Consider the following 14,221-nt stretch of genomic DNA (forward strand, 5'->3'; position numbering starts at 1 on the left):
GCGATGGCAATCACGTTTAGTGACCGCTGGCCGTCCGCTGAGACCTACTGATCAAATCCGCCGGAAACACTGATCACGAGACACTCCCTCACCGTGCCGCCCGCCACGACCCGGTGGCGGACGGGACGTAGCCGGCCGTTGGTCCAGCGGGTGAGGATCRTCYCCGAGAACAGCTGTAGCGCTCCGGGCACGACAGGCACCGGGATCCAGCTTCCGTCGGGTAGCTGCGCCTGCAGCCCGGCGTAGTCGCCGCTCTGGTGCAGGATCGTCACGGCCGAGGTGTCCGTGTGTTCCAGCAGCAGGAGCTTGTCCTCGTCGGAGGCGGTGTCCGGGTAGGTCCAGGTCGGGTAGTCGTTGACGACGAAGCTGGTGTAGGGGGGCTCGTCGTGCGGGAAGCTGCCGGCGGGCAGGCCGAGGATGCGCTCGTACAGGCCCAGCGCGCGGCGGGCCAGGCCGATGGCCGCGTCGGTGTAGGCGAAGGCGACCTCGCGCAGGTCGGGGTCCTGCGGCGGCCAGACGTTGGCGTCCTCGTGGAGCCCGAGCCAGCGCCGGCCGACTCCGGCCGCGGTGGCATCGGCCGGGTTGTCGAACTGGGCGATCGAGTACCGCTCGAGCTCCAGGCGGCCGAAGTCGTCGGGCCACTGGCGCCAGCCGCGGTAGGGATGCCCGGTGGGGCTGGCGAGCGAGGCCTTTTCGGCATGGGGCAGCCGCAGGATGCGCCCGATCCGCCGCTCGAAGTCCTCGATCAGTTCCAGCGGGACGCCGTGGTTGACCACCTGGATTAGTCCGATGCTCTCGGCCGCGTCGCGGATCCGCATCAGCAGGTCGGCGGGGGCGTCCTCGGCGAGGGCCGCCTGAAAGTCGATGACGGGAATCGTGTCGCTCATGGCGGATGTCCCTCCGGGGATGTCTCGGGGATTGCGGTGCCGGGATGTCGAGATCGGGAGCGAATTGTCAGGACAAGGCGCGAACGGACCGTGGGATGAATATCAATAGATATGGACAGATGCGAACAAATACGGACAGATATGTGAAGTACGGGGCCGATACGCCGGTCAGGACCAGGGCGTGCTGGGGCGCGGCTGGCGGACACCGTCCACGGTCAGGTCGACCCGCTCGTTCAAGAACGCGACAAGAGCAGCGATCTTCGGGATCTCTGGAATGGATTCGGCGTAGCTCCACGCGATGTCGTCGATCCGCGTACCGTCCGGTCCCTCGTAGGACCAGTACCGCGCTTCGCCCTTGTACGGGCAGCGGGTGCGGGTCGGTGCCGGTGTCAGCCGGTCCCATCGCACGTCGAGCTTGGGCAGGTAGTAACGGATCGGCAGCCCGGTCTCGAAGAGCAGGGTCGGATGGTGGGTGTCGGCCAACAGCTCGCCGCCGACGCGGACCTCGATGTGCCGCGACGAGGGCAGCGCGTCGACACGCTTGTAGGGGTCGCGGGGGTGGACGAAGACCTCCTCGTCCTCCTCGTACCAGGCGTCGGCCCTGTCCCAGTAGAAGGCGACGTGGTCGGCGAGCTCGGCCACGTCGGGGATCGGATCCGGGTAGGCCCAGACCGCGTTCTCGGCGCTGCGATCACCGACGGTGATGGTGAAGTAGGACGCGTCGCCCTTGCGCGGGCAGCGCGTGTGGTGGTCAGTGGGGGTGAGCAGGTCGAATCGGACGTCCGCGCGCGGGAAGTAGTACACCGGCAGGTGCCCGGTCTCGAAGACGTACAGCGTCCGGGTGCTGTCCGCGATCACCTGCCCGTTGAAGAGCACCCGGATCCGCCGGCCGTTCGGCTCGGTCCGCACGGGGCGCAGGTCGCGCGGCCGCGGCGAGAAAGGATCCCGCTCACCTGTCTCGGTCGCGATGGAGCCGGTTGATGTTCCGGTCGATGTCGTGCCGCTCATGTCCGGACTCCCTTTCCGTTTGTCGATGTCGTTGTGCTGGTGCCGGTGCCGGGCTCGCCGACGTCTCCGCGGCGACAGGGCGTCCGGAGGTCACGCTCTCTCCTGCCGTGGCTGGCAGTACCCGCGTAACCCGCGTACCTGACCCGGCGAGCGGTGTCGACGCAGCCCTGGGCAGATCAGACGGCTCGAGGTGGCAACGGACCGTGTGCGCAGGCGCTCCGACCGGCCCGGACAGCAGCCGGACGGGAGGAGCCACCCGGTCACACAGGCCGTCCAGCCGGTGGGGGCAGGTCCAGGCGAACCGGCAGCCGGCCCGCCCCACCGAATCCGGACGGCCAGACACCTGGCCCGGCACACCGTCCCCGGCCAGGCTGTCGGTGTACGGATGGTGCGGGCCGGACAGCACGGCGGAGGTGGGACCGACCTCGGCAATCTGCCCCTGGTACAGGACGGCCAACCGGTCCGCCAGGTAGCCCACGACGGCCAGGTCGTGGGAGATGAACAGGTAGGAGACCCCGCCGGTGTCCCGCGCGGCCGCCAGCAGCTCCAGCACAGCGGCCTGAACGCTCACGTCCAGCGCTGACACCGGTTCGTCGCAGACGACCAGTTCGGGTTCGCCGGCGAAGGCCCGGCCGATGGCCACCCGCTGTTTCTGCCCGCCGGACAGCCGGGCGGTCCGCAGCGGCAGGAGGCGAGGGCCGAGCTGGACCCGGCCGGCAAGGTCGGTGACCGTGCCCGAGCCGCGCATTCGTCAGTGGCCGGACCGCCACCCCGAGCGTGTAGGACTGTCTCCAGTCACCGGTGACGAACCCGCCCAGCCAGTGCAGGTACCGGCTGGGCAGCGGCTGGTCCAGCCGCAGCTGGTGGCGCAGCGCGTCCACGGACGCCTGGCTCGCCTCCCGGCCGAGCACGGCCCGGGCGACGTCACCGGGGATCAGCTCGGTCGCGACGAACACCAGCAGGCTGACCGCCAGCAGCGTGACCGGGATCGTCAGCAGCCGTCTGACCAGGAAACGCGCCACACCCGATCAGGCCCTGATCACGGTCGTCAGGTCCAGGAACGCCGACGGGTGCGCCCGCAGTCCTTTGATCCGGTCGGTCCGGTAGGCGCGGACCGCACCGTTCCACACGCTGACGATGACCGGCACGTCCTCGTTGAGCGCCCGCGCGATGATTTCCGCCTTTTTCTTCCGTTCGGCCGGGTCGGTGGCCGCGTCGTAGGCGGTGGCCGCCGCGTCCACGACCGGGTTGGCGTATTTGGAGCCGTTCCACACCCCTGGCTCTTCACCATCGGGATGATGAACTGGCTCGCCGTGGGCCGGCCCGCCCAGTCGACCAGGTTCGCGGTCGTGAACAGCCACGGGGTGTCGGTGTTCTGGTCGCCCCCGTAGAACGCCCCGGAGGTCTGCTGGTCGAGGTCCACGGTGATTCCGACCTGCTTGAGCTGGTCCTGGATGACCAGCGCGTAGGACCTGTTCGGCGGGTCGAAGCTGAGAGTGAAACGCAGGTTGTCCACGCCCGCGGCGGCCAGCAGCGACCTGACCTTCGCCTCGTCCCTGGCACGCTGCTGGAGATCGGTCGGCGCGCTGGCGAACGATGGCGCGAAGAGATGGTCGTTGCCCAGGACACCGACCCCGTTGTGCACGCTGGTCAGCACACCCGGCCGGTCCAGGGCGTACGCGACCGCCTGGCGGACCTCCTTCCGCGTGAACGGCGGCCTGTCGACGCGCAGCGTGAACGCGGTCAGGCCGGTGCTGTTCACCTTGTCGACGGCGATGGAGCCGCCGCCCGCGACCGGGCCCACCAGGCCGGCGTCCGACAGGATCTGCCCGTCGACGGCGCCGCTCTGCAACGCGAGCAGATCGGCCTGCTCGTCCTTGTAGAAAGCCACCCGGACGCCGTCGAGATACGGCTTCCCGGAATCCCAGTACCTCGGGTTGCGGGTGAACGACGCGCCCGTGCCGCTGTCATAGGAGTTCAGCAGGAACGGGCCTGTGCCGATCGCCTTCTGGGCGAACGTGCCCACCTGGTAGTCCGGCTTCAGGATGAGCGCATTGTAGTTGCCGGCGGACACCAGGTAGGGAAACTCCGAGAACGGCCGCTCGAGGCGGAACACGACCGTGTCGGAGCCCGCCAGCGAGACACCGCCRGCCTTGAGCACCGTGTCGAACGCCGACAGCGCCGCGGACTTGTTCGCGGGATCGAGCAGACGGTCGAACGACGCCTTCACCGTGGCCGCGTCCAAAGGTGTGCCGTCGGAGAAGACGGCTCCCTGGCGGATGGTGAACGACCAGGTCCGGCCCGTCTCCGACGACGTCCACGCGGTCGCCAGCCGGGRCTGCAGCTGGAAGTCGGAGTCCAGCCAGATCAGGTAGCCGGCGACGAGCTGGACCAGGGCGATCGCGGTGCCGTCGTACATCGTCACCGGATCCAGCGCGGTCGGCGGCGGCGGAGCACTCAGGGTGACGGCGCCTCCCCGCTTCCCGCCCGCGGCCGAGGACGCCGAGGAGTCGGCGGCGTCCGCGTCACCCGTCGAACCGCCGCACGCCGCGAGGAGCGCGGCAAGCCCGCCGGCGCCGGTACCGGCCAGCAGGCMGCGTCGAGTCAGCAGCGCCCGCACCGGATGCTCGGCGGACGCGGCCGTCATCCCGGCTGTTCCGGTCGTCCGAATCGGCATGACCGTCTGAACCGGCGCTGTCGGCTGAATCGGCATTGTCCGGGTCGGCGATTTTCTCACGAGGGTCCTCCGCGGAAGGGTGAGTGAAGCGCGGCGGATCAGGACCTGTGCCACGAACCCCCGTGTCCGGCGGCGGCCCGCGTAAATGACCATGTGACTCGGGCACGGCGGGAGGCACATGGGAGACGGTGGAACGCGTGGTGCTTGCTGACGGTGAACCGCCGGGCCTGCGCAGACGGGGCCGTACAGGCGGCAGCCGATCAGCCGCGGTGACAGCGCCCGCAGGTCATCCGCATGAGGTCGATGTGTATCCGGGTGACCAGGAGAACTGTTCTCCATACACCATCAACGGCACCATGACCATCCCAACCAGTCAAGTGGGCAATACCTGTCAGCGACCCACCGACTTCGTGAACACGGAAAAAACGGATACGATCGAACGTGGATGCGGCAGGACCGTCCGGCGACGCCCCACCCCAAGCGGCAGACGGCCAGCCCGGACGGCCTGACGGCCGCCCGGGAGCGGGAAGCCTCGGCAACCGGCCGGCTGCCCGTAGTCCAGGGAGTACCCGTGATCGACCTGCCGTTCCACCGGCCCGGCCGCTTCTGGCGGGGCAACCTCCACACCCACTCCGACCGGTCCGACGGGGCACTGCCGCCGGCGGAGATCGGGCGCCGCTACCGGGAGGCCGGCTATGACTTCCTGGCCATCACCGATCACTTCCGGGCCAGGTACGGATTCCCGCTGACAGACACCCGGCCGTTGCGCGCCCCCGGATTCACCACGCTGTTGGGCGCGGAGCTGCATGCCCCGCGCACCGAGTTCTCCTCGGAGTGGCACATCGTCGCCGTAGGGCTGCCACTCGGCTTCCCGCCTCCCGAGCCCGGCGAGAGCGGACCGCACCTGGCCCGCCGGGCCCGGGCCGCGGGCGCGTTCATCGGCATGGCCCACCCCGCGGCTTCGCTGCTCACCCTCGCCGACGCCGAAAGCCTGGACGCAGCCCACGCGGTCGAGGTCCACAACGCGCTCTCGGCCCGCGAGGACCGGGGCGACAGCTGGCATCTGACCGACATCCTGCTCAACCGGGGGCACCGGCTCGGCGCCTACGCCGCCGACGACGCGCACTTCCAGCCCCAGGACCCGCCGGGCTGTGCGGCCTGGGTCCAGGTACGCGCCGACACCCTCACCCCGGAAGCGCTCCTCGCGGCCCTCAAGGCCGGCCACTACTACTCGAGCACCGGACCCGACCTACACGACATCCAGTTCCACGACGGCATGGTCACGGTGAGCTGCTCACCGGTGCGCAAAATACTGGTCACCGGAGGCGCTCCGGGCGCACAGGTGATCGAGGGAGAATCGCTGACGAAGGGCTCCCTGCCCGTCGCGATGTTCGAACAATGCGGATACTGCCGGGTCACCGTCGAGGACAGGACCGGAGGACGCGCCTGGAGCAACCCGATCCGCCTGGAACCGGGCGGGGTCAAACGGTCGTAGCGACGCCCCGCCAAGCGGCACGCGGCCAGCGTGGGYGGCCTGGCGGCCACCCGGGAGCGGGATGCCTCGGYGACGCCGGAAGACGGGGATCACCGACCTGGTCGAGGGTGCGGGAGGCAGGAAAGGAGGACGTGGGAGCTGGGAGAACAGCGGCGGTCAGTGCGGGTCGTCGTAAGGTGACCCATGTGAGGAGACATATTGCGTTTGAGCGTCTGCACAACTTCCGGGATCTGGGTGGCTACTGGGCCGCTGATGGCCGCACGGTGCGCTGGGGCCGGCTGTTTCGTTCCGACTCGCTGGGTAAGCTGCGGGGCCAGGACTGGGATCGCTTCCTCGCTCTAGATATCCGTACCGTAATCGACCTTCGGTATCCCTGGGAGATCAAACRCAGTGGACGCGTCCCGCACTATCAGGGGCTGTCCTACCACAACCTGAGTATCGAGCATCAGCCGTATAATCAGGCAGGCCTGGACTCGGACGTCGAGCCCGCCCGTTTCCTGGCCGACAGGTACACCGAAGTCGCCCACGACGGCGTCAAGGAGTTGCGGCGTGCATTGAATATCATTGCCGACAGCACCGCTYCGCTGGTCTTTCACTGCCACTCCGGCAAAGATCGCACCGGCCTGCTGGCCGTGCTGGTTCTTGCTCTGCTCGGGGTGCACGAGGACGACATCGTCGCCGATTTTACCTTGACCGATCTAGCCACCGAACGCCYGGTCGCTGAATGGAACGCTGATTACCCCGACCTGACTCTCAGGTGGCCCGCCTACGGCCGCGCCCCTGCTGAGATCATGCGGCTCTTCCTAGCCGACCTGATTACGCGGTACGGGTCGGTGTATGGCTATGCCGCTGAGCAACTCGGCGTTGACGACGGCCTGGTGACAGCACTTCGTAGACAGCTATTGCATCCCTGAATCTGTCCCGCGAACCCGCGACCTGTGGGGGAAACTGAATATCGCCGTCCGTTACAGCACGCCTTATCGTCCGCGGCTGGGATCGTTGCGCTGCATTTTGGAGGGAGGACGGGGCTGCGGGGAAGAATCTGAATCAGTACGGCTGGGGTTGTTCCGGAGACTGCGGGGAAAGGCAAGCGCAGTAATAGTTGCAGGAGCGGTCGGGGATGACGACTCAAGCGCGGCCCCTTGTGAATTGAGCGAGACGGCGATCTTGGATCTGGGGGTACGCCAGGCCATGGGGGTGTCGGGGCGGTGGATGATCCAGTCGGTGTCGCGGAAGTGGGAGGAGAGGGCGCGGCCGAGCAGGGACGCGTCGAATGGTCCGCTGGACTCGAAGACGCCCAGGGACAGCGGCCTGCCCAACTCCCCTTCCCACCTGTTTGCCCACTCGGCCAGCGCCGAAAAGGCGCCCATCACCGTCTGCTTGTCAAGGTATCCGTGGCCGCCCATGAAATCGCCCGGGTACCGGTCGGAGTGATGGGCCCTCCAGTGCGCACGGGCGGCCCGAACCACGGCGGTGCTGTTGATGTCGAGGTCGACGTCGCTGGGCACCGGTTCCAGGCCGAGGCGCCACATGGAGTCGTACGGGCGGCGCAGGGGACGGTCCTGGCTGTCGCCGAACCACTCCCGCAAGCGCCGCGTCGCCTCCGGGCTGCCGACCAGGTCCTCCTCGCGCGGCAGCGTCTTGTGGATTCCGGCGAAGAAGACGGCGCCGGTCCCCTTGAGGCGGATGTCGACCTGGGACGGTTCGATACCGTCGCGCCGCAGCGCCTCCAGAATCTCCGTACCGAACCGCTGGTAGAGCGCCGGGGTCATGCCCATGGGCGCCTCGCCAGTAAGCATCCACTTGACCTGGACCGGGTTGATGCCGAGGAAGTCCAGGTCGCGCTTGGTGATGGCGTAGCCGGAGTCGTCCCGCGGCCACCAGCTTGGGAACTCCTCCTCGCCGTCGAGGATCCGGATGATCCGGCTGTCGAGCGGGTCGGCGGGGTCGAGCGGGGTCGTGATCGTGAGGGGCCGCCATCGGTCGCCGGCTTCCTGGAGAACCGGCGTCGGCCTTTCTGCCGTGTCGTTCGCCGGGCTCTCCGGCGCCTCGCCGGCGTTCGCCAGTGTTGTCGCCGCATCGTCTGCCAGGGTTTCCGCGGCGTCGTCCAGGACGGGGACGCCGATGGTGACGTTGCTCGCCGCGGTCTGCTCCGCGGCAGCCGCCGGGGCCTTGCCGGTGAAGACGCCATCCAGCGTGACTAGGCGGTCGCCCGGCAGCGTGACCAACTCCTTCTGCGCGAAGAAGCCGATGCCGGTTGTGGGGATGGACAGGATGTCCCGCGCGGGCTTGCGGTCGGCCAGGATCACGGCGCGGCCGCCGCGTTTCTCCAGCCAATCGGCGACGATCTGGCGGTCCGCCGCCCAGCTTGCCAGCGGCCGGTGGCGCGCTTCGAAAGTGTCGCCGACGTTCAGGCCGGCCCACTCTGGCTGTACCGATCCCTCTTGCCAGGTCAGTGCCCGATAGGCGATCACTTCGGTGATGCCGCGGCTGGCGAGGACCTCCTGGGTCAGCTCGTACTGGGTACGCAGGAAATCCYGCAGTGCGTTACGATTGTAAGCGAGTTCCCGGCTTACAGCGTCGCGCACCTTCGGGTTTGTCTGCCACTCCAGCACCCTGGTGAGGCCGAACTCCTCCTTGGCGGCCTCCTGCAGCGCCAGCACGCGCACGTTGTTGTTGGAGCCGTACGACCAGGCCCCCATCACCTCGCTGACCGCGATCCAGCGGACCAGGGTTTCGGCGCGCGGGTCGTCCATGCGCACCACCTTGTTCGGGCGGTGTCGGGGGTTGGCCAGGTCGAGTTCGTCGACGCGGAGGACGTCGGCCCCGATCGAGGGGTACTGCTCGTGGTGCGGCACGAGGACGTAGCGGCCGTCGCCCAGGCGGTGCCCCATGTTGGTGCCGACGACCAGGCCGAACGCCGCGAGGACGAGCTCGGGCGTCGAAGACCGCATCCGCGCGGCGATGGCCTGGATGGCGATGGTCTTGGCCTGGCTAGTGTCGGTGATACGACCGTCGTCGGTCAGCAGCGCCTCGCCGATTCGCTGATGGTCGATCCGCTCCTGCGAGCCCGGCGGCGGGGGCAGAGGGTAGCGCGGCTCGGGCGTCGACTCGGGCAGCGTGACGTGGTCACCAGGCGGTCTGGGCAGCAGCGGATCGGTTCCGGTCGCGTGCTCCGCGACCTGGCCGAACCGCTCCATAACCACGTCGTGCAGGTCAGGCCGACCGAGCTGCTCGAAGAGGGGGCGCAGGCTGTCGAGCTGCCGCCGCATGATCGCGATGTCGCCCGGGGGGATCGGGTTGTCCACCCAGGAGAACACGTGCGGCTCGATCTGCCGGTAAAAGGTGCGGACGAACGGGTTCGCGGCGTCCGGGAGGGGACCATGCGACGCGGCGCTGTCGCCGATCGCGATCAGGCTCTGCCATGCCCCGAGGACGAGCTGGTCGACAGTGACGCTGTGGGTGGCGGTCAGCGCATAGTGCAGGCCGAGGAACACGCCGTCGCGGGTCGCGGCCACCCCCCGGTCCGCCAGTTCGGTCAGGTTCTGATAGCGAGCGAAGGTCGGCTCACCAGGCATGTGGTCGGTGTAGACCTCGCGGAGCCCCACCGGGTGCGACAGCGGGACGCGGGCGCCCACCGCCCGGCCGACGTACGCGTCGAGCACCTTGACCCTTGCGTCCTCGGTCCGTGCGTACTTCTCATAGACGGCCCGGGTGCCGTCGTCGAACGTGACCAGCTCCCTGTTCGCGATGCCATCACCATGGCCGAGCGTCCCCCTGGCGACCACGCGCGCGCCGGTGACCGGGTGCGCGGGCAGCGGGAGCGCGCTGGTGGGGGGCGTGGCGGCGGTGGTGGACGGCTCGCCGTTCAGCACGGCGTCGAGTTCAGCCTGGACGCTCGGCCAGTTCGTGGCGAAGCCGGGGTGAAGGTTCATGTTCTGGACCTCGGAGAGCGGGACCCAGGCCAGCGCCACGGACTCACCCTCGACCGGCCGGACCGGCACCCGCCGGTCGACCGAGACGATCACGGTGTCGTACGACCAGCCGCCGTGGTCGTCCCGGATGACCCGCTCGACGCGGACGTGGGCGGGATCGAGGTCGCTCTCTTCGGCGGTCTCGCGGATGGCGGCTTCCGCCGCGGACTCGTGGCTGTCGCGCGCGCCTCCGAGCAGCGCCCAGGTTCCCCCCTGGTCGGTGTCCGCTCCCCGATAATGCATGAGCACGTCCACCTGGCCGTCCGCGGCGCGGTATATGGGCAGCAGCCCGGCGGCGCCGAACCGGCCCCAGTGCGCGTGGCCCTGGGCGCAGTTCACCCAGCCRTCCCCCGCCATCGCGGGCAGCGCGGGCGCCTGGGGGCGCGGCGCGCTGCGATCCGGCATCGCCTGGATCGCGGCGGCCAGGGATTCGGCCGCGCCCACCCACGTCGTGTTGGCCTCGTGCAGGAGCCGTTGCAGGGTGAGCGCGTTCTCCCGCGCCGTGGGAATGTCGAGCAGGATCTCCCGCAGCTTGTCGGTCCAGCGCGGAACGTCCACCTGGTCCTCGAAGCCCTGCTCGACCAGGCTGAGCCGGGTGATCTCGGGCGGGAAGCAGCCCGGGTCGCCGAAGAAGGCCCCAACGCCGCTCGTAGTGGGCAGGAGGACGGGCAACCCCGCGCCCGCGGCCTCCAGTCCGACCAGCCCAAAGCCCTCCGCCTGCGAGGGCATGACCATCACGTCGGCCTGCCGCATGTCGGCCAGGATCTCGTTCCGATCGATCGAGAACGGCTTGACCACAACCTCCCGGCCGGCGATGTTGGACAGCCGTTCCTTCACTTCCTCCACGGTCTCCTGAGCGGCGCCGCGCACGGTGAGCTGGACGTCAATACCCTCCTCCAGCAGTCGGCGGACCATGAGCGCGGCGTGGTGGGCCCCCTTCTGCGGGGCGTCGGCGCGGCCGACGAGCAGCACGTGGCGCGTCCGCTCCCCGTCCCAGGGCAGTAGCTGCTGCTCCTTGAAGGGCACTCCAGGGATGATCTGGTGGACGGCAGGGACGTGATCGCCCGGGTTGGTGGCGGCGAGCCGCTGGGCCTCGTTCTCCAGCACCGGGCCAACCGCCGCGACCATGTCGGCGGCGGCGACCATGCGGCGTTCGATGCCCTCGAACTCCACCTCCAGGTCCGGCCGGTTCGCCACCCGGGCGAGCGCGCCGGTCACCATGTGGATCACCTGGACGAACGGCGTGTCCGGGTACAGCTCGTTGCGCACCTGCAGCACCTCGGGGCCGGAGTAGCGGCTGTGTCCGATAATGGCGTCCACGTCGGACGGCAGGTCCTCGCCGTCGTACACAAGCTGTTCCTGCTCGCCGCGGTTGGGGTCATACCGCCGGGGCCCGATGAGGTGGATGCGGTCGCCGGAGGCGTCCGGCGGCACCTCGTGCCCGACGCGGACGAAGAGCTCGTGGCCGGCGGCCGCGRGCCCTTCGACGAGCTTCTGGTTGACGGCCACGATGCCGCCCCTGTGGGGGTCCCATTCGGTGCAGTAGGCGAGGATGCRCAGGCTGAACCGGCCGGCGTCGTGCCGCCGGGCCAGCTGCGCCCACTCCTCGACGAACTCCTGCCAGACCGCCTCACGGTCGGCGGGGTGCGCCTCGGCCAGGCGTCGCTGGTAGTCGTGGAGCAGCTGCTCGCGCTCCTGGACGTAGGCGGCCCGCAGCTCCTCGTCCGCGGCATCGACGTACCGCGCGCGCAGCGCCTCGCTACTCGTGGGGCCAGGCTGCGTGGYGGCGCCAGGTTGCGTGGCAGCGCCCGCCCAGGGCGGCGAGGGCGGGGTGTGTCCCCGGGGCTCGATGTCCCTGGCGGTGCCCGCGAGCTCGACCTTCCAGCGGGACCGCTCCTCGTCGGAACGGGCCGCCTCCCACTTGCGCGACAGCCACGCGTACTCGCGCATGCGGGCAAGCACGCACTGGTCGCTCCTCGGGGCCTCCTCCGGGACCAGGTGCTCGGGCACGACGCCCTGCTCCGAGCCCTCCTGGACGGTGGCGAGCTCCTGCATCATGTCCGTGATCTCGTGGAGCCAGGTGCGCGCAAGCATGTCCGTCCGTGCCAGCCGTACCAGGTGCGGGTCCTCGGCGGTGCCGGAGCGCACCTCCGTCTCCCCCATGTAGCCGGGTGCGGGGGTCTCCTCCACGGGACGGAAGTGCTGCGGCCCGAACGCCCGCGTCTCCACCCGCAGCACCGTGCCGTCCGCTACCCACTCAAGGGCGGTTACGTCTTGGTCGAAATCCGACAGGCGCAGATCTTCCTCAGCGCCGGCCCGGGCGATCTCCAGCGACACTGGCCGAGGATCAGTGACGACGTATGCAGTGCCGGCGATCTCGGGAGAGGTGACGGTCGTCCCTGGCCAGATGGAGAACCGGCGGCCAGGTCGGGTGTCGCGTCCACTTGCGGGGCCGGTGTCACGGCCGCCGTCGGCATGGGACCGCTGCAGAACGTCCAGTGCAACGCCGCAGCTCCCGCAGTGCGGGATAACCGTCCGCACGGGCAGGCCGAACAGGAACTCCCCCATGGCGCCGCAGCCAACGCAGCGGCCGGTATAGCGGTTGATCAGCTCGCCGTCCACGGTCACCAGACCGTTGTGCCAGGTCGTGTCGATGGAGTTCTGCTCGTGGCAGGGGTACAGATCGAGGTAGGGGTGGGTCTCGTCTCTGATGTGCGCGACCGCGAAGACACGAGTGCCCTCCTTGCTGGCTGCGGGCAGTGAAGCCGGTGACCTCGACCAGGGGGAGACTCGAGGATATCACTAAAAATTCAGCTATCATGATATTTAGAGAGAAAAATTATCTAATGGCGTACATACGACAATCTATGCCTTTGTTGTTTTTGCGTTGTTGAAGGGAGCGGAGAGCGGCACGGGCGTCGGGGCCGCGGATGGGCATCCATGACAGGCTGGGGAAGATGAGGAGCGATGTTGCAGGATGACGTGATCCGGGCCGAGTACACGCGGCTAAGGAACGCCGCGATCGGGGTGCTCGACGCGATGTCGGACGCGGAGAACCCATCGGCGCGAGTCGATGTCGCACTCCGGAATTTGCGTGCTGTGTTGAGCGGCGACACGCCGCGGCAGTCCGATACGGAGCGCGGAGCGCTTGATCCGTTCGAGCATTCGCTCGCGGCGAGGCTGTATGTGGGCCGGCAGGCGGAACCGATTCCTCTTCCGCAACGGGCGGCGGACCTGCGGCGGCGACTCGCCGGAGACCGGGGCCTGGATGAGCGGCTACCCGGCGAACTGTCCCGTAACGTGGTCATCACGGAGCTACGCGCGATGATCGTCGCCAGCCTGTTGAAGGAGCTGGCCGCCCGGCTTTCCCCGGGGGCCGCGTTCGGTCCCGGCCAGAGTGGCGATGAGCTGGCGCGCCTCGCCACGGACCTGGCCAAGGAGTTGCTGGACCAGACGTTTGTCGGTGAGTAGCGGTGAGTTCTCGGTCTTCTCGATTCTTCGCTGCTCTATGCCCCGCCTCATCTCCACGCCAGTCCGGTCCAGGCGGGGCGTCGCTAGGCCGGTCCCGCTCAGGCGGGGGTCAGATGTCGCGGAGGAAGGCCTCGGCTTGGCGGCGGAGGATCGGGGGGGCGGCGGACCAGACCGGGGTGCGCATCACCTCGCGTAGCTTGACCTCCTTCACTTCCCGGGGGGCGTCCTTGCGCAGGCCAACGTGTGGCCACATCTGGTCCAGGTTGTCGTACGGGAGATCCCAGGAGACACCGATGGTGGACTCGGGGATGYCGGGCGGCGGTGGAGGCACGACGAGGACCTCGTCGGCGGTGGTAGCGGGGGTGATCTCGATGAGCGTGAGGCCGAGCCGTTCGACGGCGTCGCGGAGCAGCACCCGGTGACCTTCGATGGTGTCGGTAGAAGGTGGTTCACCATCGAAGAAGAGGGCGAGCGCCCAGCCGGACTCGCTGGTGCGGGCGAGCTCCAAGACGAGGCGGGTGCCCGTGTCGTCGGTGAAGGAGCGGTGCGCGATRCTCCCCGCCGTCCCGGGGCCTTCGGTGCGGGGGGCTTCTTCGAGCCGGAGCGTGTCGAGCAGCCGCCGTAGCTGGTCGGCTGTCAGCTCTCCGTGGGAGAGCACCTGGAGGGCGGGCCAGAGCATGACGAAGATCCCTTCTTCAGCTTTCTTCAG

General features: G+C 69.0%; 9 protein-coding genes and 1 pseudogene. 3 read left to right on the top strand and 7 right to left on the bottom strand.

Annotated features, from left to right (window positions below; genetic code table 11):
• Positions 1–44: 44 nt before the first annotated feature.
• The 5 genes and pseudogenes from BL254_RS20330 to BL254_RS20350 all read right to left on the bottom strand — a co-directional run bounded on the left by BL254_RS20330 (position 45) and on the right by BL254_RS20350 (position 4,572).
• A complete protein-coding gene (locus BL254_RS20330) occupies positions 45–887 on the bottom strand; it encodes a 2-oxoglutarate and iron-dependent oxygenase domain-containing protein (RefSeq protein WP_254858340.1) in 843 nt (280 codons plus the stop codon).
• Between the two features lie 168 nt (positions 888–1,055).
• Positions 1,056–1,895, bottom strand: coding sequence for a DUF427 domain-containing protein (locus BL254_RS20335; RefSeq protein ID WP_052914959.1), 840 nt, complete (start codon positions 1,893–1,895; stop codon positions 1,056–1,058).
• Positions 1,837–2,643 (bottom strand): ATP-binding cassette domain-containing protein, encoded by an 807-nt coding sequence (locus tag BL254_RS25370; protein WP_139342418.1) that lies wholly within the window; start codon positions 2,641–2,643, stop codon positions 1,837–1,839. The genes BL254_RS20335 and BL254_RS25370 overlap by 59 nt, the downstream gene beginning before the upstream one ends.
• 55 nt (positions 2,644–2,698) lie before the next feature.
• A pseudogene (locus BL254_RS28715) lies at positions 2,699–2,917 on the bottom strand (ABC transporter permease); the annotation flags it as partial.
• Positions 2,918–2,943: 26 nt separating this feature from the next.
• Positions 2,944–4,572, bottom strand: a complete 1,629-nt coding sequence (locus BL254_RS20350; protein WP_139342419.1) for an ABC transporter substrate-binding protein — start codon at positions 4,570–4,572, stop codon at positions 2,944–2,946.
• Positions 4,573–5,143: 571 nt separating this feature from the next.
• Between BL254_RS20350 and BL254_RS20355 the strand changes: the two genes are divergently transcribed.
• A complete protein-coding gene (locus tag BL254_RS20355) occupies positions 5,144–6,067 on the top strand; it encodes a CehA/McbA family metallohydrolase (protein WP_047225053.1) in 924 nt (307 codons plus the stop codon).
• Positions 6,068–6,252: 185 nt separating this feature from the next.
• Positions 6,253–6,981 (top strand): tyrosine-protein phosphatase, encoded by a 729-nt coding sequence (locus BL254_RS20360; protein ID WP_076844640.1) that lies wholly within the window; start codon positions 6,253–6,255, stop codon positions 6,979–6,981.
• A gap of 63 nt (positions 6,982–7,044) precedes the next feature.
• Here BL254_RS20360 and BL254_RS25375 read toward each other — a convergent pair whose 3' ends face one another.
• Positions 7,045–12,663: a glycosyltransferase gene (locus BL254_RS25375; RefSeq protein ID WP_217699334.1), complete on the bottom strand. Its 5,619-nt coding sequence runs from the start codon at positions 12,661–12,663 to the stop codon at positions 7,045–7,047.
• A 345-nt stretch (positions 12,664–13,008) separates the two neighbouring features.
• Here BL254_RS25375 and BL254_RS20380 point away from each other — a divergent pair, with 345 nt between their 5' ends.
• A complete protein-coding gene (locus BL254_RS20380) occupies positions 13,009–13,512 on the top strand; it encodes a hypothetical protein (protein WP_200902567.1) in 504 nt (167 codons plus the stop codon).
• Positions 13,513–13,621: 109 nt separating this feature from the next.
• On the opposite strand, the gene BL254_RS20385 is transcribed toward BL254_RS20380, so the two are convergent.
• Entirely contained in the window at positions 13,622–14,191 is a 570-nt protein-coding gene (locus BL254_RS20385) for a hypothetical protein (protein WP_175648433.1), read from the bottom strand.
• Between the last annotated feature and the right edge of the window lie 30 nt (positions 14,192–14,221).

Source organism: Protofrankia sp. BMG5.30 (assembly GCF_001983005.1).
Classification (GTDB): Bacteria; Actinomycetota; Actinomycetes; order Frankiales; family Frankiaceae; genus Protofrankia; species Protofrankia coriariae.

Excerpts from the sequence above, each read along its gene's own strand:
- BL254_RS25370 (WP_139342418.1), bottom strand. The coding sequence starts at position 2,643 with ATGCGCGGCTCGGGCACGGTCACCGACCTTGCCGGCCGGGTCCAGCTC.
- BL254_RS20335 (WP_052914959.1), bottom strand. The coding sequence starts at position 1,895 with ATGAGCGGCACGACATCGACCGGAACATCAACCGGCTCCATCGCGACC.
- BL254_RS20380 (WP_200902567.1), top strand. The coding sequence starts at position 13,009 with ATGTTGCAGGATGACGTGATCCGGGCCGAGTACACGCGGCTAAGGAAC.